General features: G+C 66.0%; 18 protein-coding genes. 7 read left to right on the forward strand and 11 right to left on the reverse strand.

Annotated elements, in window-relative coordinates:
* Window positions 1–53: 53 nt before the first annotated feature.
* Entirely contained in the window at window positions 54–677 is a 624-nt protein-coding gene (gene coaE / locus AC56LR_RS04405; RefSeq protein ID WP_497127883.1) for a dephospho-CoA kinase, read from the reverse strand.
* A gap of 1 nt (window position 678) precedes the next feature.
* A complete protein-coding gene (locus AC56LR_RS04410) occupies window positions 679–1,551 on the reverse strand; it encodes a prepilin peptidase (protein ID WP_497127885.1) in 873 nt (290 codons plus the stop codon).
* Between the two features lie 193 nt (window positions 1,552–1,744).
* Between AC56LR_RS04410 and AC56LR_RS04415 the strand changes: the two genes are divergently transcribed.
* Window positions 1,745–3,115 (forward strand): hypothetical protein, encoded by a 1,371-nt coding sequence (locus tag AC56LR_RS04415; protein WP_497127887.1) that lies wholly within the window; start codon window positions 1,745–1,747, stop codon window positions 3,113–3,115.
* A 28-nt stretch (window positions 3,116–3,143) separates the two neighbouring features.
* On the opposite strand, the gene AC56LR_RS04420 is transcribed toward AC56LR_RS04415, so the two are convergent.
* On the reverse strand, window positions 3,144–4,130 hold the full coding sequence (locus AC56LR_RS04420; RefSeq protein WP_497127889.1) for a TerC family protein: 987 nt from the start codon (window positions 4,128–4,130) through the stop codon (window positions 3,144–3,146).
* Window positions 4,131–4,154: 24 nt separating this feature from the next.
* Window positions 4,155–4,583: a tellurite resistance TerB family protein gene (locus tag AC56LR_RS04425; protein ID WP_497127891.1), complete on the reverse strand. Its 429-nt coding sequence runs from the start codon at window positions 4,581–4,583 to the stop codon at window positions 4,155–4,157.
* Window positions 4,584–4,685: 102 nt separating this feature from the next.
* Between AC56LR_RS04425 and AC56LR_RS04430 the strand changes: the two genes are divergently transcribed.
* Entirely contained in the window at window positions 4,686–5,579 is an 894-nt protein-coding gene (locus tag AC56LR_RS04430; protein ID WP_497127893.1) for a LysR family transcriptional regulator, read from the forward strand.
* A gap of 12 nt (window positions 5,580–5,591) precedes the next feature.
* On the opposite strand, the gene AC56LR_RS04435 is transcribed toward AC56LR_RS04430, so the two are convergent.
* The 7 genes from AC56LR_RS04435 to uraH form a co-directional block, all read right to left on the reverse strand.
* Entirely contained in the window at window positions 5,592–6,827 is a 1,236-nt protein-coding gene (locus AC56LR_RS04435) for a type II secretion system F family protein (RefSeq protein WP_497127896.1), read from the reverse strand.
* 10 nt (window positions 6,828–6,837) lie between these two features.
* The gene (gene pilB / locus AC56LR_RS04440) at window positions 6,838–8,565 is read right to left on the reverse strand and encodes a type IV-A pilus assembly ATPase PilB (protein WP_497127898.1); all 1,728 of its coding nucleotides are present in this window, start codon (window positions 8,563–8,565) and stop codon (window positions 6,838–6,840) included.
* Window positions 8,566–8,897: 332 nt separating this feature from the next.
* Entirely contained in the window at window positions 8,898–10,457 is a 1,560-nt protein-coding gene (locus AC56LR_RS04445) for a methyl-accepting chemotaxis protein (protein WP_497127900.1), read from the reverse strand.
* Window positions 10,458–10,529: 72 nt separating this feature from the next.
* A complete protein-coding gene (locus AC56LR_RS04450) occupies window positions 10,530–10,937 on the reverse strand; it encodes a hypothetical protein (RefSeq protein WP_497127902.1) in 408 nt (135 codons plus the stop codon).
* A gap of 9 nt (window positions 10,938–10,946) precedes the next feature.
* Window positions 10,947–12,185, reverse strand: coding sequence for a hypothetical protein (locus AC56LR_RS04455; RefSeq protein ID WP_497127904.1), 1,239 nt, complete (start codon window positions 12,183–12,185; stop codon window positions 10,947–10,949).
* Between the two features lie 221 nt (window positions 12,186–12,406).
* Window positions 12,407–12,964: a ClpP family protease gene (locus AC56LR_RS04460; protein ID WP_497127906.1), complete on the reverse strand. Its 558-nt coding sequence runs from the start codon at window positions 12,962–12,964 to the stop codon at window positions 12,407–12,409.
* A 77-nt stretch (window positions 12,965–13,041) separates the two neighbouring features.
* Window positions 13,042–13,395: a hydroxyisourate hydrolase gene (gene uraH, locus AC56LR_RS04465; protein ID WP_497127908.1), complete on the reverse strand. Its 354-nt coding sequence runs from the start codon at window positions 13,393–13,395 to the stop codon at window positions 13,042–13,044.
* Between the two features lie 103 nt (window positions 13,396–13,498).
* Here uraH and puuE point away from each other — a divergent pair, with 103 nt between their 5' ends.
* The 5 genes from puuE to guaD all read left to right on the forward strand — a co-directional run bounded on the left by puuE (window position 13,499) and on the right by guaD (window position 20,791).
* Complete coding sequence (puuE, locus tag AC56LR_RS04470; RefSeq protein ID WP_497127910.1) at window positions 13,499–14,452, forward strand: allantoinase PuuE; 954 nt, start codon at window positions 13,499–13,501, stop codon at window positions 14,450–14,452.
* A 141-nt stretch (window positions 14,453–14,593) separates the two neighbouring features.
* Window positions 14,594–16,075 carry a xanthine dehydrogenase small subunit gene (xdhA, locus tag AC56LR_RS04475; protein ID WP_497127924.1) on the forward strand — a complete coding sequence of 494 codons (1,482 nt, stop codon included), beginning with the start codon at window positions 14,594–14,596 and terminating at the stop codon, window positions 16,073–16,075.
* Window positions 16,072–18,405, forward strand: a complete 2,334-nt coding sequence (gene xdhB / locus AC56LR_RS04480) for a xanthine dehydrogenase molybdopterin binding subunit (RefSeq protein ID WP_497127926.1) — start codon at window positions 16,072–16,074, stop codon at window positions 18,403–18,405. The genes xdhA and xdhB overlap by 4 nt, the downstream gene beginning before the upstream one ends.
* Entirely contained in the window at window positions 18,405–19,484 is a 1,080-nt protein-coding gene (gene xdhC / locus AC56LR_RS04485; RefSeq protein WP_497127928.1) for a xanthine dehydrogenase accessory protein XdhC, read from the forward strand. The genes xdhB and xdhC overlap by 1 nt, the downstream gene beginning before the upstream one ends.
* Complete coding sequence (guaD, locus tag AC56LR_RS04490) at window positions 19,484–20,791, forward strand: guanine deaminase (protein WP_497127930.1); 1,308 nt, start codon at window positions 19,484–19,486, stop codon at window positions 20,789–20,791. Before xdhC ends, guaD begins: the two co-directional genes overlap by 1 nt.
* The last annotated feature ends 98 nt before the right edge of the window (window positions 20,792–20,889 follow it).

Raw genomic sequence — 20,889 nt, forward strand, 5'->3', positions numbered from 1 at the left:
ATTCTGAACCATGCCGCGCAAAATTACAAACAGCGCATTGACTTTATGCGTTTTCATGACGCCCCGGCCCTGGCCAGGCCCAGATAGAGGGCGTGCAGGGCCTCGACCTGGGGGCCTAGCAGCGCGAGTCCGTCGTCGTTGACGATGATGTCGTCGGCCGCCGCCCGGCGCGCTTCGCGCGTGACCTGGGCCGCCATGATGGCGCGCACCTGGGCTTCGCTCAGGCTGTTGCGCGCCATGACGCGCGCCACCTGCACCTCTTCCGGGCAGTCGATCGCCAGCACCCGCGTGACGCGCTCGCGCCAGGTGCCCGATTCGATCAAGAGCGGCACCACATAGATCACGTAGTCGCCGGTGGCGATGCTGGCCGCCGCCGCGGTGGCGTCGCGGATGCGCGGGTGCAGGATGCCTTCCAGGCGCGCCCGCGCGCTCGCTTCCGAGAACACCAGGGCGCGCATCCTGGCGCGGTCGAGGGCGCCCTCCGGCGTGGCAAACCCGCTGCCGAATTCGGCCAGCAGGGCCGGCATCGCCGCGCCCTGCGGCGCGGTCAAGGCATGGGCGATCGCGTCGGTGTCGATGACGGACGCGCCGAGCGCGGCGAACATGTCGGCCACGGTGGTCTTGCCGCAGCCGATGCCGCCGGTCAGGCCAACCGAGAACGCGGGCGTCGTGTGCATGTCAGCCGGCGACCACGGCCTGGATCTGCTCGCTGATGCGGCTGCCGTAGAGCAGGGCGATCAGGCCGGCCGCCGCCAGGTAGGGACCGAAGGGGATCGGCTTGTCGCGGCCACGCTTGGCGAACACGATCAGGCTGATGCCCACCACCGCGCCCACCACCGAGGACAGCAGGATGATGGTCGGCAGCATGGCCCAGCCCAGCCAGGCGCCCAGCGCGGCGAGCAGCTTGAAATCGCCGTAGCCCATGCCTTCCTTGCCGGTAACGAGCTTGAACAGCCAGTACACCGACCACAGCGCGAGATAGCCCGCGGCCGCGCCGATGACGGCATCCTGCAGTGGAACGAAGGTGCCGTGCAGGTTCACCAGCAGGCCGGCCCACAGCAGCGGATAGGTCAGGTCGTCCGGCAGCAGCTGGGTGTCGACGTCGATGAAGGTCATCGCCACCAGCAGGTAGAGGAAGAGCAGCGTGGCCAGGCCCGCCATGCCGCTGCCGAAGGTCCAGACCAGCAGGCCGGACAGCAGGCCCGTGAGCAGCTCGATGGCCGGATAGCGCGCCGAGATCGGCGCCTTGCACTTGCTGCACTTGCCGCGCAGCGCCAGCCAGCTGATGACCGGGATGTTTTCCAGCGCCGTGATCTGGTGGCCGCAATGCGGACAGGCGGAGCGTGGCACCATCAGGTTGTAGCGGCCGGTATGGGGCAGTTCCTTGCCGCTTTCCTGGGCCACGTAATTGTCGGACTCGCGCTGCATCATCTTCGGGATGCGGTGGATGACCACGTTCAGGAAGCTGCCGATGAGCAGACCGAACAGGATAGCCACGAGGGTGGCGCCCAGGTTGGCAGGTGCGGCGAACAGGAAGGATTCCACGGGCATGGCGGCTGGGTCCGATCAACAAGGTAAAAAGATTCTTTATATCAACCTATTGTAGAGGTTTCCCCGCGATTTGGCGAAGCCTGTGCAGGCTGTCATCGAGCGGCCTGCCATTGGCGCCCGATTGTGGGGGATCATGGGCAAAACGCGGCGCGCGGCTACGCTGGACTGTTCCCGCTACTGCCCGGTGCCTGCGATGCCACGCGCAACATTTACTTTCATCAACCACGCCTGCTTCATGGTGCGCACCGACGGCGCCCTCCTGGTGTCCGATCCCTGGTGCGAGGGCAGCGTGCTCGACGGCGCATGGGACCTGGTCGACGGCTCGACCAGCAGCGCAGGCATGATCGAGCAGCTCAGCGCCGCCGGCGTGCCGGTCTATATATGGTGCTCGCGCGCCCAGCCCGACCGTTTCTCGTTGCCTTTCCTGAAGCGCTTCCGCCTCGAGTTCCGCGGCATCGCCACCTTCCTGTATCGCCCCGGGCGCGACCTGCGCATCGGCCACGAACTGCGGCGCCTGCGCCTGCCCGTGGCCGAATGCCCGGACGGCGTCACCGTGGGGCTGGCCGGCGACCTGCGCCTGACGGCGATTGCCAACGGCGACGGCGACACGGCCTGCCTGCTCGGCTGCGCCGGGCGCAACATCGTGAACCTGGGCGAGCGCGCACTGGCCGGCGCGGCTGCCTGCCAGGCCATCGCCCCCCAGCTGGCACGGATCGCACCGCGTATCGACCTGCTGCTCACCGGCTTCGGCAGCATGGGCTGGTGCGGCAACCCCGACGGCCTGGCCGAGCGCGAGGCCGCCGCCAACGCCGCAGTCGAGCGCATGGCGCTGCAAGTCGACACCTTCCGGCCGAAGCTGGTCGTGCCGATTGCCTCGTTCGCGCGCTTCGCGCGGGCCGACAATGCCTGGCTCAACGGCGGCAGGCTCTCGCCCGCCGAATTCCTCGAGGCGCCGCGTCTGGACGGCGTGCGCGGCTTGCTGCGCTTCCTCGCGCCCGGCAGCAGCATCGACCTGCAGCGCGATACGCCCGCGTCGCTGGCGCCAATCCACCACCTGGCCCTGGCGCACTGGTCCGACTGCTGGCGCAAGCGCCCGGCACCGCTGCCGGGACCAAAGCAGGCCTCGCTGGGCGAGCTCAAGGCCGCCTTCACCCGCTACCGCGAGCGCGTCATGGCGACGACGCATGTGCTGCCATGGCTGCTCGAAACCCTTGGGCTGCTGGGGCCGCTCCGGGTACACCTGCCCGACCTGCGCCAGAACGTCGAACTGTCCTACCGCAGCGGCCTGCGCATGCTGCCGCGCGAGACGGCAGCCCATGTGGCCATGTTCTCGGGCACCGCGCTGCAACTGCTACGGCTGGAAGATGGTTTCGATACCGTGTATGCGGGCGGGTGCTTCTGGACGCTGCGGCGCAGCGGCATCTCAAGCTTCGGTCGCTTCTTCCTGCCGCAGCGCATGGGCCAGCGGGGCGCCGACCGCCGCCGGCCATTGGCGATGGGCGGCTTCCTGCTGCGCGTGTTGGTGGGCAAGATGACGCGGCAGGTGCAGGCGGCGTTGCGCTAGGATGCCGCCTGCTTTCCCCGGCCCGGGTTCAGCCTGTGGCCGGATGCGCCCCTTTGCGGGTACGCCAGAGCGAGTACAGGATACCCGACAGGATCAGCACACCTGTCACGGCCAGCGATAGCGTTGCCGGTACCTTGCCGCCAAACACGAAGTCGCCCAGGAAGATTTTCGAGCCGATGAACACCAGCACGGCTGCCAGCGAATACTTCAGGTAGCTGAAGCGCTCGACCATGGCCGCCAGGGCGAAGTACAGCGCGCGCAGGCCCAGCACGGCGAAGATGTTCGAGGTGTACACAATGAAGGGATCGCTCGTGATCGCGAAGATCGCAGGCACGCTGTCCACTGCGAACACCACGTCGGTCAGCTCGACCATGCACAGGGCAAGGAACAGCGGCGTGGCCCACAGCAGCGTCTTGCCCGGCCGCGCCGGATCGGGCTGGCGCACCAGGAAGGCATTGCCGTGCAGCTCAGGCGTGATGCGCAGGTGGCGCCGCAGCCAGGCCAGCACCGCGCTGTCGCGGATGTCGTCGCTGCCGGTGGTCACGAAGAACATGCGGATACCGGTGAGCACCAGGAAGGCGCCGAACAGGTAGAGCGTCCAGTAATAGCTTTCCACGAGCGCCGAGCCGGCGCCGATCATGATGCCGCGCGTGACGATCACGCCCACGATGCCCCAGAACAGCACCCGGTGCTGGTACAGGGGCGGGATCGCCAGCGTGGCGAAGATCAGCGAGATGACGAAGATATTATCCAGCGACAGGCTCTTCTCGATCAGGAAGCCCGTATAGAAATGCAGGCCCTTTTCGCTGCCCAGTTCGAACCATACCCACAGCCCGAAGGCCAGGCCCGCCGTCAGGTACAGCGCCGACAGCTTGAGGCTTTCCTTGACCCCGATGACATGGTCGCGCTTGTTGAGCACACCCAGGTCGAAGGCCAGCAGCACCACCACGGTCCCCAGGAACACCAGCCAGGTCCAGGCCGGCGTTCCCAGCCAGATTGCATCGAGCATGTCCATGATTGTCTCCTTGTCGGCCGGCGCTTAGCCAGCCAGTTCCTCGAGCGGAAGTGGTGCATCCGGGCGCGCGTGGCCGAACCAGGCCCGGGCGGCGCGCCGCACCAGCGTGGTTTCGCGTCCGTCCAGGTGGCCGTCCGCATGGATGATGTCGAGCATGGCTTTCCACAGGCGCAGCTGCAGCAGCGGATCGCGGATCTCGGCCAGCAAGCCGTCGAGCAGGACCGGGTCGATCTCGACCATGCCGGCATGGCGGTTGGCCGCGGCGCACAGCAGGTCTTCGCACAGCTGGCGCAAGGTCCGGTCGAAGGTGGCGTCGTCGACCCCGGCCGAGCCGAGGAAAGGGCAGGCGTGCATGGCGCGCACCTCGGACGGATCGAGGTGGCCATCGACGATCATGCCCAGGGCAAGGATGCGGCTGACGGCTTCCGGACTGTTGACTTCGTAGACTTGCATGGCGATCTCCTGATGTAAATGGGTGAAATCACTATAGGGATCGTCAAAGCGAAAGTAAAATCGATTAATCTTTCGAAATCCATCAGTTTTTCTGAGGTATCCGTGATCAACTACAAGCACCTGCATTATTTCCACGTGGTGGCCGTTCAGGGCACGGTGGCGCGCGCGGCCGAGCAGTTGCACGTGACCGCCCAGGCCATCAGCATGCAGCTGCAACTGCTGGAAGACCAGCTGGGCGAAGCCTTGTTCCAGAAAAAGGGCCGCTTGCTGGAGCTGACCGAAGCGGGCAAGACCGTGCAGACCTATGCCGAGCAGATCTTTGACTTGGGTAATGAACTGGAACAGGCGGTGCGCCGAGGCGGGTTCACGGAAGCGGAAACCCTGCGCGTGGGCATCGTCGACATGATTCCCAAGACGATGGCATTCCGGCTGCTGCAGCCGGCGCGCGAGGCTGGCCTGGCGATGCGCCTGATCTGCAAGGAAGGACGCTTCGAAGACCTGCTGCTCGAGCTGTCGGCGCACCGGCTCGATCTCGTCATCTCCGACCAGGGTTTGCCGACCGGCGGCGCCATCCGCGGCCATACCAGGCTGCTCGGCTCGAGCACCCTGACGGTGCTGGGCCACCCCGGCCTGTGCCGGGACTGGCCGGGCGCCTTCCCCCGGCGCCTGAAGGACGCTCCCTTCCTGATGCCGGGGCAGGATTCCGCCATCCACAGCCAATTGGTCAGCTGGTTCGATACCCGGGAGCTCAAACCGATCGTCGTCGGCGAATTCGACGACGGCGCGCTGCTCAAGTCCTTCGCCCGCGCCGGGACCGGCTTCATGGCGGCGCCCACGGTGCTGGCCGCGATCGTGCAGGAAGAAAACGGGCTGCAAGCGGTGGGGACGATCGATGCGATCGTCGAGCATTTCTACGCGGTGTCGGTCGAGCGGCGCGAACACCATCCGGCGGTGCGCCGCATCCTCGACGGGGCCGGATCGGTGTTCCGTCCCTGAGCGGCGCGCGACCTAGACCACCGACCCCAGCTTGAAGATCGGCATATACATCGCAATCACCAGGCCGCCAATGAGCACACCCAGGATCACCATGATCAGCGGCTCCATCAGCGACGACAGCCCCGCCACCGCCTCGTCGACTTCTTCCTCGAAGAAGTCCGCCACCTTGCCCAGCATGGCGTCGAGCGAGCCGGATTCCTCGCCGATCTGCACCATCTGGATCACCATGTTGGGGAACACGTTCACGTTCTGCATCGACAGCGTCAGGCTGGTGCCGGTGCTGACTTCGTTCTGGATCTTGCGGGTCGCTTCCAGGTAGACCGCGTTGCCCGAGGCGCCGCCGACCGAGTCGAGCGCCTCGACCAGCGGCACGCCGGCGGCGAACATGGTCGACAGGGTGCGGGTCCAGCGGGCGATGGTGGCCTTGCGGATCACGGCCCCAAAAATGGGCAGGCGCAGCAGGATGCGGTCCATCGCCTGCTGCATCTTGAGCGAGCGCTGCCAGGCCTGGAAGAAGAAATACAGGCCGCCGAAGATCGAGCCGAAGATCAGGTACCACCAGGTGACGAAGAATTCCGAGATCGCCATCACGATCAGGGTCGGGGCGGGCAGGTCGGCGCCGAAGGTCTTGAACACTTCCTTGAAGGCCGGGACCACCCAGATCATGATCACGGCCGTGACGACGAAAGCGATCGCGATGATCGACACCGGGTACATCAGGGCCGACTTGATCTTGGCCTTGATCGCCAGCGTCTTCTCCTTGTAGATCGCCAGGCGCGTCAACAGGTCTTCCAGGATGCCGGCCTGTTCGCCGGCGCCCACCAGGTTGCAGAACAGCGGGTCGAAATACAGCGGGTATTTGCGGAAGGCGTTGTTCAGGCTGGTGCCGGTCTCGACGTCGTTGCGCAGGTCCATGATCAGCTTGGACATCGACGGATTGCCATGGCCCTTGCCGACAATGTCGAAGGCCTGCAGCAGCGGCACGCCGGCTTTCATCATGGTCGCCAGCTGGCGCGTGAACAGGGTCAGGTCCTTGTCGGTGATCTTCTTGCCGCTGCGGTAGGCCTTCTTCTTGACCTTGGTGACCAGGATGCCCTGGCGGCGCAGCGTGACGTTGACGATCGCCTCGCCGCCGGCGCGCAGTTCGCCGCGCACGGTCTTGCCGGTCTTGTCCTTGCCTTCCCAGGCGTAGACGGATTCCTTGACCTGCGCGCCGCCGCGGCTCCGGGTTGGTAGGGAGGTTGCCATAGTCATTCGCCTATTCGTTGGTACAGCCGAGCACTTCTTCGAGGCTGGTCAGCCCCTGTTTCACTTTCATCAGGCCCGAGCGGCGCAGCGAGTTCACGCCTTCCTTCTCGGCCTGGGCGGCGATCTGCATCGAATTGCCGTGCGCCAGGATCAGCGACTCGATCGCCGGGGTGATCGGCATGATCTGGTAGATGCCCACCCGGCCCTTGTAGCCGGAACCGAGGCAGCGGTCGCAGCCGGCCGGGCCGTAGGGCTTCCAGTCGCCGTCCAGGTCGGCCTCGCGGTAGCCGGCGGCGACCAGGGCCTCGCGCGGGGTCTCCAGCGGCTGCTTGCAGGTGCACAGGCGCCGCGCCAGGCGCTGCGCCGTGATCAGGATCACCGACGAGGCGATGTTGAAGGGCGCCACGCCCATGTTCATCAGGCGCGTCAGGGTCGAGGGCGCGTCGTTCGTGTGCAGGGTCGAGAACACCATGTGGCCGGTCTGGGCGGCCTTGATCGCGATGTCGGCAGTCTCCAGGTCGCGGATCTCGCCGACCATGATGATGTCCGGATCCTGGCGCAGGAAGGATTTCAGCGCCACCGGGAAGGTCAGGCCCGCCTTGTCGTTGACGTTGACCTGGTTCACGCCGGGCAGGTTGATCTCGGCCGGGTCTTCCGCGGTCGAGATGTTGATGCCCGGCTTGTTCAGCACGTTCAGGCAGGTGTACAGCGACACGGTCTTGCCGGAACCGGTGGGGCCGGTCACCAGCACCATGCCGTAGGGGCGCGAGATCGCGTTCAGCAGCAGCGCCTTCTGGTCGGGGTCGTAGCCGAGCGCGTCGATGCCCATCTGTGCCTGGGTGGCGTCGAGAATACGCATGACCGTCTTTTCGCCGAACAGCGTGGGCAGGGTCGAGACGCGGAAGTCGATGGCGCGGGTCGGGCCCATGATCAGGCGCATGCGGCCATCCTGCGGCACGCGCTTTTCCGAGATGTCGAGCTTGGCCAGCACCTTGATGCGCGAGACCAGCTTTTCGCGGATCGACAGCGGCGGCGAGGCGTGGTCGCGCAGCACGCCGTCCACGCGCAGGCGGATCCGGTAGTATTTTTCGTAAGGCTCGAAGTGGATGTCCGAGGCGCCCATCTGCACCGCGTCCATCAGGATCTTGTTCAGGAAGCGCACGATCGGCGCGTCCTCGACCTCGTTGGAGGCGTCGGCCGGCGCCTGCGCCTGCGCTTCTTCTTCGGCGAATTCGATTTCCGCTTCTTCGCCGGCCAGGTCGTTCAGGCTTTGCTCGGCGCTCTTGGCCAGGCCGGCCAGCAGCTTGAGCAAAACATCGTGGGCCACGATCACCGGCTCCACCGAGGCCTCGCTCTGGAACTTGATCTGGTCCAGGGCCTGGGTGTTGGTCGGGTCCGACAGCGCCACCGACATCTTGTTGCCGCGCTTGGCCAGCGCGATGACGCGCTGCGCCTGCATCAGCTTGGCGTCGATGGCGGTGAGCGGGAAGGCGTCAAGCGCGAAGCTCGACAGGTCCAGCAGCGGGTAGCCGAAGGTCTCGGCGCAGAAGGCGGCCAGGGCGCCTGGCTCGATGATGCCGCTCTCGAGCAGGGCGTCGATGAAGGCGGTCTTGTCGGCCGCGGCCTTCTTTTGCAGCGCGTCGGCCTGTCCCACGCTCAGCCGGCTGGCCTGGACCAGCGCGCGCGCCAGTCCGGACAGTTGCGTGCCTGACGTCGTGTTGGGGAGGACTGCTGCCATATGAGCCGTGGAAAAGGAGCGCTAGAAAAGGGGAAACAATGCGGGAAGGATTCTTTGGATGATGCCTATGGGCATCAAATTTGTAAAGGATTAGTGCCCGTGTAGATGCATGCGCGCCACGGCAGCGGTGCGTTCGTGGTGCACCCGACAAGCCTTGTGGTTGGGCCGACAAGGATTATGGTTCAGGCGACAAGGGAAGGTGTTGACGGCGCCGCTTGTATCGGCTTGACCGGCCGGATGGCCGGCGAAGGCGGGGACGATGCCACTGGCATCGCTCCCCCAGCTTCGTTGTGAACCGCCGGCGCAAACCGGCGGAGGCAGTACATTGAAACTTAACGCAAGGCCAGCCGACTCGCGGGACCACCCACCGGCGCCGCCGCTTCCAGCTTGAACACCGACAGCGCCCCCGTCAGCTGCGTGGTCTGCTCGGTGAGCGACTCCGCCGCCGCCGAGGCTTCTTCGACCAGCGCCGAATTCTGCTGGGTCATCTCGTCGATGCTGCCGATGGCGCGGCCGATTTCGTCGATGCCGGCGCTCTGGCGGGCGCCGGCGGCGCTGATCTCGGCCATGATGGTCTGTACCTTGCGCACCGATTCCACGATCTGGCCCATGGTCACGCCGGCTTCGTCCACCAGCACGCTGCCGGCTGACACTTTGGCCACCGAGTCGCCGATCAGGCCCTTGATTTCCTTGGCCGCCGCCGCCGAACGCTGCGCCAGGTTGCGCACCTCGCCCGCGACCACCGCGAAACCGCGGCCCTGCTCGCCGGCGCGCGCCGCTTCCACGGCCGCGTTCAGCGCCAGGATATTGGTCTGGAAGGCGATGCCGTCGATGACCGAGATGATCTCGACGATCTTGTTGGCCGAGCTGTTGATGTCGCCCATGGTGGTGACCACGCCGCCGACCACCTGGCCGCCGCGGGTCGCGATATCGGTCGCGGTTTCCACCAGTGCGTTGGCCTGGCTGGCGGCGGTGGCGTTCTCGCGCACGGCGCCGGTCAGTTCGTCCATCGAACGGCTGGTGCGGTCCAGGCTCGCGGCCTGCGATTCGGTGCGCTGCGCCAGGTCGGCATTGCCGCTGGCGATTTCGGCGCTGGCCAGCGCGATGGTGTCGGCCGAGGTCTTGATCTCGGCGACCAGGGTCGCTAGGCGGCCGCGCATATCCTTCAGCGCCACCAGCAGGCTGCCGGTGTCGCCGGCTTCGATGCGGATCTCGGTCGACAGGTCGCCGGCGGCCACGGCGCGTGCGATCTCGCGCGCATAGGCCGGCTCGCCGCCGAGCTGGCGCCAGATGGTGCGCACCACGAACCACGAGATCACGGCCAGGCTGGCGATCACCACCAGGGCGGTGAGCAGCATCGACATCACGACCTTGTTCACGCTGTTCTTGCTATCCTCGATACCGGCCGCGAACTGTCGCTGGGCCGCGTCGTTGACCTTGGCGAGGTCGGTGTTCAGGACTGCCAGCGCCGGCTGCATCTTGCCGACGGCTTCCTGCGGGTCGCCCTGTTCCATCTCGAGCATGATGCGCGCGGCCGACAGGGCAGGCGCGTAATAGGCGTCGAATTCCTTGCCCAGGCGCGTGCCGGCATCGAACTGCCCCGGGATGTTCTTGAATTTGTCCAGTTTCGCGCGCAGCTTCGTGGCCTGCTCGCCGACCTGGCCGATCTTTTCCTTGTCGCCTTCGGCGACGGCGTCACGGAAGCCGTCGGTCACGGCCGCGACGTCCAGGGTGAGCGCCTTGGAGGCGTCGAGCACCGGGTAATCGACGCTGGCGGTCGTGGTGATCGAACGGAGCGCGCCGTTCGCGATCATCGCGCTCGCACCGGCGCCCAGGCCGAAAATAATGGCGGAAATGACGGGCAGTGCCCAGATCCTGCGCTTGATGCTCATTGTGCTCTCCAGAATGCAGAAACCGCCGCGGGTGGTCATACCGGCGGCGGGTGTTGCTAGACGCGTGTGCGCTTATTGCGCGCTGTAGACGACTTTGACGGTCGCATCGACTGCGCTTTTCTCGATATAGCCGATGGCCTTCGGGTTGGCGGCGACGGCAGCCTTGACGGCGGCGTTGTCGGCGACTTCCTTCGGCATCGTGGCCTTGCCGGTGAAGACCAGCTTGGACCACAGGGCCTTGGCCTGGGCCGCATCCTTGTCCGCGACCTTCTTGTAGAACTCGGCGCGGACCGGGGCGGAGTCGGACTGGTCGATCGGCGTCATCGACGACGACTTACCCAGGAAGAACTGGGCGACCTGCTCCTTGGTCATCGCCGATTCGGCGGCTTTCGGGTTGACCACGACCACGACTTCGGCGAAGGCCGGCGCGGCGGCGCCCAGGGTAGCGGCTGCGAACAGTGCTGCGATAATCTTGTTCATGGTCGCTCCTTAGAAGACGAAATCGAGGGCGACGGCGCCGACGGTCACGGTGTCGTTGAAGCCAGGCTGCGCGTTGATGAACAGGCCGGTGCCGTTCTTCGGCTTGACGCGGTCGACCTGCGCCTTCAGTGCCACCGAGCTGGCGAAGTCCCAGCGCACGCCGACGGTGTTGGTCGACTGCTCGCCCTGGCCCACGCCGGTGTTCGGCAGGCGGCGCACGCCGGCGCCGAGCGCCTGCATGGTCGGGGTGCAGGCGGCCGGGAAGCCGGCCGGGCAGGTCGCCGGCACGGTGTTGACGACGGCGCTGTCGATCTGCAGCTTGCTGTGGGTGTAGTAGGGCAGGAATTTGCCGATGCGGTAGCCACCCATCAGGTACCAGGAGCTGGTGTCGTTGATGTAGGAGTCTGACTTGCGCTTGGCAAATTCGGTCTGGACCACGATATTGTTCCAGTCCATCGACAGGCCCAGCGAGCTGAATTGAGCGCGCTTTTCTTTGGCTTCGATGTCGCCGGCCAGGGTGACCAGCTGCGGGAAGCGATAACCGGCGCCGGCAGCGCGCAGGCCGCCGACCAGGGTGTTGAGCGATACCGAATCGTCGATCGAGATCTTGCCGGTGGCGTGGCCGGCACGGACCGTGAACGGGCCGTGTTCGGCACTGACGTTCAGAGCGACCAGTTCCTTGCCGCGGACGTGAATATTGCCCGATACAGGCGACTTCACGCGGCCGGCTGCCAGTTGCGCGGTGACCGAGGTGTCGCCGAAGCCGTGCTGCCAGGTGAGGTCGGCGCCATCGACGCTATTGAACGGCACTTGCGAATACACTTCCGCCGGCGGACGCAGCATGGTGTTGGCATAGCCGACGTTGCGGTAGTCGGAAATCATGAACACCGGCAGGCCGATACGGCCGACGCGCACGCTGACTTCGTCGGAGACTTTCGCCTTGGCGAATGCCCAGCTCAGTTCGGCGCCAAAGCTTTCTTCGGCATCCTTGCGCACCAGGCCCTGGGCCGTCAGCGAGAGCCAGCTGTTGACCGGCAGGTCGGCTTGCAGGCCGAGGTTCGAATCGATGCCGGTACGGAAGTCTTTCGACGACCCCTGGGCCTGGTTCGGGCGAGCGAACTCGGCTTTGTCGGTATCGGCATAGGTCAGGGCGCCAGTCCCGAAGCCGCTCACTTTGATCGCTTGCAGGCCGGTATCCTGGGCATAGGCAGCCGACATCGCCAGTGGGAGTGTCAGCAGACATGTCATTACACGTTTATTCATCATCATTCTTCTTGCGCTCATGTTCGTACAGCTGCTCGTAATAAATGCAGCGCTCGCCAAGGCAGCATGCTGGCAGCACTGTGAAGCCCTGGAAATTATTCTATCCAGTTGGCAATTTTGAGCGCAAGGGAATAATTACAATTGGTGATATTTCTTACAGGAATACTATCTTGCTGTTGTGAGATTGAAACAGCAGCTTGTCAGATTTAGTTCCACCAATGACAAGTGGTTCCCGCCGGGGGCAGTTGGGCCTGGACGGCGCGATGGATGAGGCCGGCCTTGACCGCCTCGTCGGCGTCGAAAATGCGCGCGTTGCCGAACAGGTTGGCGTGAATATCGGTGGGGGTGCCGGCCTCGGTGGTGGCGTCGAGGACGGCCTTGGCATAGCGTTCGGCGTCGAAGTCGAGGCAGTCGCGCCATTCGGACACGCGGGCATGGTCGGCCGCGGCCAGGCTGCCGAAGCCCCAGTGCAGCGGGTGGATCAGGAAGCGCGTGCCGGGGCAGGCATAGCGTTTTTGGCCGGCCAGGAAAATGACCACGGCCACTGATTCGACGCTGCCGATATTGTGGGTGGTGAGCGGCACCGGAAGCGATTTCAGGAAGAAGTAGAGCGCGAAGCCGGCCGTCATGTTGCCGCCTTCGCTGGACAGGTGCAGTTCGATCTCGGTGGCGCCGTTTTGCAGTGCCTGCAGGCACAGGTTGCGCACCGCGCTGGCGGAACTGTGGTTGATGGGCCCGATGAAGTGAACGATGTGCAAAGCCATATGCTCCCCCGATGTTCGAGCCCAGCATAGCAAGATTCACCACGGCGCAGCGTCCGGCTGGAGCGCTCCCCAGCCCGCTAGCTTCCCCGGTAGGTGGAATAGGACCAGGGCGTGACCACCAGCGGCACGTGGTAGTTCTGGCTGCCGTCGAAGACGCCGAAGGCGATGGTGATGCGGTCGAGGAAACGCGGCGAGGGCAGGGCCACGCCCTGGGCGGCGAAATAGTCGCCCGCGTAAAAGACCAGTTCGTACTGCCCGGCCTGCAAAGCCTCGCCCTCGAGCAGCGGGGCGCCGCAGCGGCCGTCGGCGTTGGTCAGCTCGGTCTTGAGCAGGCGGCGTCCGCCCCCATCATGGATGAACAACTCCACCTTGACGCCGGCGCCGGGCCGGCCATGGGCGGTGTCGAGGACGTGGGTGGAAAGTTTGCCCATGGTGCTCCCATATCGGATGGATGAGTTGAAGTATGCGCGCAATCATATACCCTTGTGCTTCCTGCAATATATGATCGCCGATATACCTGCTTCTTCTGAAACCATGGACACCTATTCGAACTATCCGCGCGACCTGGCCGGCTACGGCCGCAATCCGCCGCATCCGCAATGGCCGGGCCAGGCCAGGATCGCCCTGCAGTTCGTGCTGAACTACGAGGAGGGGGGCGAGAATTCCGTGCTGCACGGCGACCCGGCCTCGGAAACCTTCCTGTCCGAGATCATCGGCGCGCAAGCCTTCCCGATGCGCCACATGAGCATGGAGTCGCTCTACGAATACGGTTCGCGCGCCGGGCTGTGGCGGATCCTGCGCCTGTTCGAGGAGCGCGGCCTGCCGCTGACGGTGTTCGCGGTCGCGATGGCGCTCAAGCGCCACCCGGAGGCGGCCAGCGCCTTCCGCGAGCTGGGCCACGAGATCGCCTGCCACGGGCTGCGCTGGATTTCTTACCAAGGCATGGATGAGGACTCCGAGCGCGCCCACATGCGTGAAGCGGTGCGGATCATCCGCGAGCTTACGGGAGAGGCGCCGCTGGGCTGGTACACCGGACGCGATTCGCCCAATACGCGCAAGCTGGTGGTCGAACACGGCGGTTTTGCCTACGACGCCGACCATTACGGCGACGACCTGCCGTTCTGGCAGCGCGTAGCAGTGCAGGGCCCTGCGGGAGAAGAGCGCCTGGAGCCGCACCTGGTCGTGCCCTATACGCTCGATACCAACGACATGCGCTTTGCCGCCATGCAAGGCTTCAATTCCGGCACCCAGTTCTTCGATTATCTGAAAGATGCGTTCGACCTGCTGTATGCCGAGGGCGACCCGAACGGACTGGACCAGCCGAAGATGCTGTCGATCGGCCTGCATTGCCGTATCGTGGGACGGCCGGCGCGGGCGGCGGCGCTGGCGCGCTTCCTCGATTACGTAGGAAGCCACAAGCACGTCTGGATCACGCGCCGCATCGACATCGCGAATCATTGGAAAACGGTCCATCCTTTCCTAGAATGAAGCTGCGGGGCCTTTCATCAGATATGCTCATATATTGATAAGCAATATATGCAAAGTCTTATAAATGGGGTGGCCGCGGGTGGTAGCCTTCCGCCCTTGGTGAAAAGCGCCCAGTACAGAGATCAACAGACGAGACCCACGATGCCAGACCCGATCCGATTTTATTACCGTGGGGCCGTCCAGGAAGTACGCGACGCCCGGCCGACCCAGACCATCCTGCAGCACCTGCGGGAAGACCTGCATTGCACCGGCACCAAGGAAGGCTGCGCCGAGGGCGATTGCGGCGCCTGCACCGTCGTGGTCGGCTCGCTCGAAGACGGCAAGCTCGAGCTGAAGGCAGTGAACTCCTGCATCCAGTTCACCCCCACGCTCGACGGCAAGGCGCTGTTCACCGTGGAAGACCTGCAACAGCAGGACGGCTCGCTGCATCCGGTGCAGCAGGCGCTGGTCGAATGCCATGGCTCGCAATGCGGTTTCTGTACGCCGGGTTTCGCCATGTCGCTATGGGGCATGTACCTGAAGCAGGAAGGCCGCCAGCCTTCGCGCTGCCAGATCGACGACGCCCTGTCCGGCAACCTGTGCCGCTGCACCGGCTATCGCCCGATCATCGACGCCGCCCGCCGCATGGTCGAGCTGCCGCCAGCCGCGTTCGACCGCGCCGCGCTGGCCGAGCGCCTGCAACTGCTCCAGCGCGCGCATGGCTTCAGCTACGAAGCCAAAGGCGGACGCTTCCACGCACCGCGCACGCTCGACGAGCTGGTGCGGCTGCGCAGCGAACACCCGACCGCGCTGCTGCTGGCCGGGTCGACCGACGTCGGCCTCTGGGTCACCAAGCACATGCGCGAGCTGAACGACATCATCTACCTGGGCCAGGTCGAGGCGCTCAAGGGCGTCAGCGAAGCGGACGGCATGCTGACCATCGGCGCCGGCGTCACCCTGAACGATGCCTATGCGGCGGTGTGCCGCCATTATCCCGCGGAGCTGGGCGAGATGTGGCAGCGCTTCGCCTCGCTCCCGATCCGCAATGCCGGCACCCTGGGCGGGAACGTCGCCAACGGCTCGCCGATCGGCGACTCGATGCCCTGGCTGATCGCCCTGGGCAGCAGCGTGGTGCTGCGCGGCGCCGCCGGCGAACGCGCGCTGGCGTTGGAAGATTTTTATCTCGGCTACCAGCAGAAAGACCTGCGCCCGGACGAATTCGTGCAGGCGATCCGTATTCCGCTGGCCCAGAGCGGCCTGCGCTTGCGCACCTATAAACTGGCCAAGCGCTTCGACCAGGACATCTCGGCCGTGTGCGCCGCCTTTGCGCTGATGCTCGATGGCGACACCGTGACCAGCGCGCGCATTGCGTTCGGGGGCATGGCTGCCACGCCCAAGCGCGCGTCACATGCCGAAGCGGCACTGGTCGGCCAGCCGTGGTCCGAAGTGGCCATGCGCGCGGCCATGACGGCAATGGCGCAGGATTACGCGCCACTGAGCGACATGCGCGCGTCGAGCAATTACCGCATGCAGGCCGCGCAGAATCTGCTGCGCCGCTTCTGGCTGGAGACGCGGGTGGAGAACCCGCTGCCGGTCACCGCCGTTAATGCATTTGCCGCCGGCACCGAGGGAGAATCGACATGAATGACGCAGGCACCCCACACCTCGGCACGGCCCAGTGGAACGAAGTCGGCCGCGCGCGGCCGCATGAATCCGCCGTGCTGCACGTGCTCGGCCAAGCCACCTATACCGACGATATTTTAGAAACTGCCGGCACGCTGCACGCCGCGCTCGGCCTGTCCAGCCGCGCCCACGCGCGCATCACCGCCATCGACCTCGAACCCGTCCGCGCCAGCCGCGGCGTGGTGGCGGTGCTGGTGGCCCAGGACATCCCCGGCACCAACGATTGCGGCCCGATCATCCACGACGACCCGATCCTGGCCGATGGGCTGGTGCAGTATGTCGGCCAGCCGGTGTTCATCGTGGTGGCCGACAGCCACGACAACGCACGCCGCGCCGCGAAACTGGCGAAGCTCGAGTACGAAGACCTGCCGGCCATCCTGACCCCGCAGGCGGCGCGCGCAGCAGGGTCCTATGTGCTGCCGCCGATGCGCCTGGCGCGCGGCGACGCGGAAAACGCCTTTGCCAGAGCCCCTTACCGCGCCAAGGGCGAGCTGTACGTGGGCGGCCAGGAACAGTTTTACCTGGAGGGCCAGATCGCCTATGCGATTCCCGGCGAAGACCGCGGCATGCACGTCTACTGCTCGACCCAGCACCCGAGCGAGATGCAGCACGTGGTGGCGCACGCCCTCGGCCTGCATTCGCACCACGTGGTGGTGGAGTGCCGCCGCATGGGCGGGGGCTTCGGCGGCAAGGAATCGCAGTCGGCCTTGTGGGCATCGGCCGCGGCGATCGCCGCGGCGCGCCTGCGCCGCCCGGTCAAGCTGCGCGCCGACCGCGACGACGACATGCTCGTCACCGGCAAGCGCCACTGCTTCCATTACGAATACGAAGTCGGCTACGACCGCGAAGGCCGCATTGTCGCCGCCAAGGTCGACATGGTCACCCGCGCCGGCTATTCGGCCGACTTGTCCGGACCGGTGGCCACGCGCGCCGTCTGCCACTTCGACAATACCTATTATTTGTCCGACGTCGAGATCCGCGCCGCCTGCGGCAAGACCAATACCCAGTCGAACACCGCCTTCCGCGGCTTCGGCGGGCCGCAGGGCGCGATCGCCATCGAATACGTGATCGACGAGATCGCGCGCAATCTCGGGCGCGATCCGCTCGACATCCGGCGCCTGAATTTCTACGGCCAGGGCGAGCGCAACGTCACACCCTACGGCCAGACCATCGTCGACAATGTCATCCACGAACTGGTGGCCGAGCTGGAAGAGACCAGCGACTACCGCGCCCGCCGCGCAGCCATCGCCGAATACAACCACACGAGTCCCGTGCTGAAGAAAGGCCTGGCGATCACGCCGGTGAAATTCGGCATCGCCTTCAACGTCACCCACCTGAACCAGGCCGGCGCGCTGGTGCACGTCTACGTGGACGGCTCGATCCTGGTCAACCACGGCGGCACCGAGATGGGGCAGGGCATCAACACCAAGGTGATGCAGGTGGTCGCGCACGAACTGGGCGTGGACCTGGAACGCGTACGCGCCACCGCCACCAATACCAGCAAGGTCGCCAACACTTCGGCCACCGCGGCTTCCACCGGCGCGGACCTGAACGGCAAGGCCGCGCAGGACGCCGCGCGCAAGATCCGCGACCGCCTCGCCGCTTTCGCCGCTGCGCAATTCGGCGGCGACGCTCTTGAAGTGCGTTTTGCGGCCGATACCGTGTTCGTGGCCGGTCGCGAAGTTCCGTTCGGCGAGCTGGTGGCCAAGGCCTACCTGGCGCGGGTGCAGCTGTGGTCCGACGGCTTCTACGCCACGCCGGGTCTGCACTGGGACCCGAAGACCATGAACGGCCACCCCTTCTCCTACTACGCCTACGGCGCGGCGGTGTCCGAAGTAGTGGTGGACACCCTCACCGGAGAATGGAAGCTGCTGCGCGCCGACGCGCTGTATGACGCCGGCAATTCGCTGAACCCGGCGATCGACATCGGCCAGGTCGAAGGCGCCTTCATCCAGGGCATGGGCTGGCTCACCACCGAAGAATTGTGGTGGAACCCGGCGGGCGCCTTGAAGACGCACGCGCCGTCGACCTACAAGATCCCCGGCATCTCGGACTGCCCGGAAGACTTCCGCGTGCGCCTGTTCAAGAACCGCAACGTCGAGGACAGCATCCACCGCTCCAAGGCCGTGGGCGAGCCGCCGCTGCTGCTGCCGTTCTCGGTGTTCTTCGCGATCCGCGACGCCATCTCCGCCGTCGGCGGGCACAAGGTCAATCCGCCCTTGAACGCACCGGCGACCTGCGAGGAAATCCTCAAGGCGGTGGCGGCCGTCGAAGCGGCCCAGGGCGCGTGATGATCGAGGGATTGAACGCCGCGCCCCAGGCGCCGGCCGTGCTGGTGACGGTCGCCCGCGTCGAAGGCTCCGTGCCGCGCGAGCCGGGCGCCCGCATGCTGGTGCAGGCCGACTGCTTTCACGGCACCATCGGCGGCGGACACCTGGAGCACCGGGCGCTGGAGATTGCGCGCGGCATGCTCTCTAGCGGCGGCGCGGCGCATATCGAGCGTTTTCCGCTGGGGCCGAGCCTGGGGCAATGCTGTGGTGGCATTGCGTATCTCGCCTTCGAGTTTGCGGACGCCGGGCAGCTTGCGCTGCTCGATAAGCGGCGCAACGAAGACACCTGGCGCGTGGTGTTCGTAGGGTGGGCGGCTTCGCCGCCCGCGCGTTCAAACCACGCTCGCACATCCGATCCCACTGCGACTGAGCCAGAGCTGGTTGAACGCGCGGGCGGGAAACCCGCCCACCCTACGGGATTATTCGATCGCGACGGACGCCAGCTCGCTGGCGGCGACGTTCCGGCATTCGACCGGGGGCAGGGCACGCACGTCTTCGAAGACGGCGATGGCCGCCGCTGGCTGGTCGACGCCGTCCTCGCCCCACGGGCGCACCTGATGCTGTTCGGCGCCGGCCACGTCGGCGCCGCCATCGTCCGTGCGCTGGCCGAGCTGCCCTGCCGCGTCACCTGGGTCGACGAGCGCGACGATCTTTTCCCGCCGTCGATCTCCGCCAACGTGACGGTCGAAGCCACCGACACCCCCGAGGCGCTTGTTGAAAAAGCGCCACAGGGCACCAGCTTTTTGGTCATGACACACAGCCATGCCCTTGACCTGCGCCTGTCGCACGCGATACTGTCGCGCCCCGGCGTCGATTGGTTCGGCCTGATCGGATCAAGTACCAAGCGCCGCCAGTTCGAACACCGCCTGCGCGAACGCGGCGTCGACGCTTGCCGCCTCGACGCCATGGTCTGCCCCATCGGCTTGCCCGGCATCGAGGGCAAGGCCCCGGCCGTGATCGCGGCCTCCGTGGCGGCCCAGTTGCTCACCGTATGGGAAGCAGCCGCCCGCCAACCTGACGTTTCTTCGGAAGTAAATTGATGTCCACCGCACAAACAAACGTGCAAGCCTACCGCGCGAGCTTGCTGCATTTTCACGCCGACCCGGCCTTCGATCCGAACGCCCATGCCTGGCATGAGGACGGCCTGCTGATCGTCGAAGACGGCCGCGTCAAGGCGGCCGGCGACTACGCCAAGCTGGCCTGCACGCTGCTCGACGGCGTCACCCCGGTGGATTACCGCGGCAAGCTGATCACCCCAGGCTTCATCGACACCCACCTGCATTTCCCGCAGACCGACATGATCGCCTCCCCGGCGCCAGGCCTGCTGCCCTGGCTGGAGACCTATACCTTCCCGACCGAGCGCCGTTTCGGCGAAACGGAGCATGCGCGCGCGACCGCCGAGTTCTTCCTGGACGAGCTGCTGCGCTGCGGGACCACCACCGCGGTGGTCTACTGCACCGTGCACCGCGAGTCGGTCGACACCTTCTTCGAAGCGAGCGAAGCGCGCAACCTGCGCATGGTGGCCGGCAAGGTGCTGATGGACCGTCACTGCCCGGACTTCCTGCGCGACGTCGAAGGCGGCGTCGGCGACAGCGCGGACCTGATCGAGAAATGGCACAAGCGCGGCCGCGCGCTGTACGCGATCACCCCGCGCTTCGCGCCGACGTCCACCGAAGCCCAGCTGCGCGCCACCGGCGAACTGGCCGCAAGCTTCCCGGACACCTTCATCCAGACCCACGTCTCGGAAAACCAGGACGAATGCAAATGGGTCGGCGAGCTGTATCCGCAGGCGCGCAGCTACCTGGATGTGTACGAGCGCTTCGGCCTGATGCGCCCGCGCGCGCTGTTCGGCCACTGCATCTGGCTGGACGACGAGGACTTCGCGCGCATGACGGCCACGGGGAGCGCGGCGGCGGTGTGCCCGACCTCGAATCTGTTCCTGGGCAGCGGCCTGTTCGACTTCGACCGCGCCGACCGCGCCCGCACGCAGCTTGCGCTGGGCACCGACGTCGGCGCCGGCACCTCGTTCTCGATGCTGCAGACCATGAACGAAGCCTACAAGGTGGCGCGCCTGAAGGGCAGCTACCTGCCGGCGCTGCGCATGTTCTACCTCGCCACCCTGGGCGCCGCGCGCGCCATGGACCTGGAAGGCACGATCGGCAGCTTCATGCCGGGCGCGGAAGCCGATTTCATCGTGCTCGACCCGAAGTCCACGCCGTTGCTGGAACGCCGCACGGCCCGGCTCGAGTCGCTGGAAGAGCTGGTGTTTGCGCTGGCGCTGCTGGGGGATGACCGGGCAATCAAGGCGACCTATTCGGCGGGGGAGCTGGTGCACACCCGAGGCTGACCGTAGGGTGGGCGGCTTCGCCGCCCGCGCGTTCAAATCACGGTGATGCCGCCTGCGCGTCTGTTCATCTGCTGGTTGGACGCGCGGGCGGAAGACCC

This window comes from Telluria sp. ZT3P39 (assembly GCF_059685935.1).

Excerpts from the sequence above, each read along its gene's own strand:
- coaE (WP_497127883.1), bottom strand. The coding sequence starts at position 677 with ATGCACACGACGCCCGCGTTCTCGGTTGGCCTGACCGGCGGCATCGGC.
- AC56LR_RS04410 (WP_497127885.1), bottom strand. The coding sequence starts at position 1,551 with ATGCCCGTGGAATCCTTCCTGTTCGCCGCACCTGCCAACCTGGGCGCC.
- AC56LR_RS04415 (WP_497127887.1), top strand. The coding sequence starts at position 1,745 with ATGCCACGCGCAACATTTACTTTCATCAACCACGCCTGCTTCATGGTG.
- AC56LR_RS04420 (WP_497127889.1), bottom strand. The coding sequence starts at position 4,130 with ATGGACATGCTCGATGCAATCTGGCTGGGAACGCCGGCCTGGACCTGG.
- AC56LR_RS04425 (WP_497127891.1), bottom strand. The coding sequence starts at position 4,583 with ATGCAAGTCTACGAAGTCAACAGTCCGGAAGCCGTCAGCCGCATCCTT.
- AC56LR_RS04435 (WP_497127896.1), bottom strand. The coding sequence starts at position 6,827 with ATGGCAACCTCCCTACCAACCCGGAGCCGCGGCGGCGCGCAGGTCAAG.
- pilB (WP_497127898.1), bottom strand. The coding sequence starts at position 8,565 with ATGGCAGCAGTCCTCCCCAACACGACGTCAGGCACGCAACTGTCCGGA.
- AC56LR_RS04445 (WP_497127900.1), bottom strand. The coding sequence starts at position 10,457 with ATGAGCATCAAGCGCAGGATCTGGGCACTGCCCGTCATTTCCGCCATT.
- AC56LR_RS04450 (WP_497127902.1), bottom strand. The coding sequence starts at position 10,937 with ATGAACAAGATTATCGCAGCACTGTTCGCAGCCGCTACCCTGGGCGCC.
- AC56LR_RS04455 (WP_497127904.1), bottom strand. The coding sequence starts at position 12,185 with ATGACATGTCTGCTGACACTCCCACTGGCGATGTCGGCTGCCTATGCC.
- AC56LR_RS04460 (WP_497127906.1), bottom strand. The coding sequence starts at position 12,964 with ATGGCTTTGCACATCGTTCACTTCATCGGGCCCATCAACCACAGTTCC.
- uraH (WP_497127908.1), bottom strand. The coding sequence starts at position 13,395 with ATGGGCAAACTTTCCACCCACGTCCTCGACACCGCCCATGGCCGGCCC.
- puuE (WP_497127910.1), top strand. The coding sequence starts at position 13,499 with ATGGACACCTATTCGAACTATCCGCGCGACCTGGCCGGCTACGGCCGC.
- xdhA (WP_497127924.1), top strand. The coding sequence starts at position 14,594 with ATGCCAGACCCGATCCGATTTTATTACCGTGGGGCCGTCCAGGAAGTA.
- xdhB (WP_497127926.1), top strand. The coding sequence starts at position 16,072 with ATGAATGACGCAGGCACCCCACACCTCGGCACGGCCCAGTGGAACGAA.
- xdhC (WP_497127928.1), top strand. The coding sequence starts at position 18,405 with ATGATCGAGGGATTGAACGCCGCGCCCCAGGCGCCGGCCGTGCTGGTG.
- guaD (WP_497127930.1), top strand. The coding sequence starts at position 19,484 with ATGTCCACCGCACAAACAAACGTGCAAGCCTACCGCGCGAGCTTGCTG.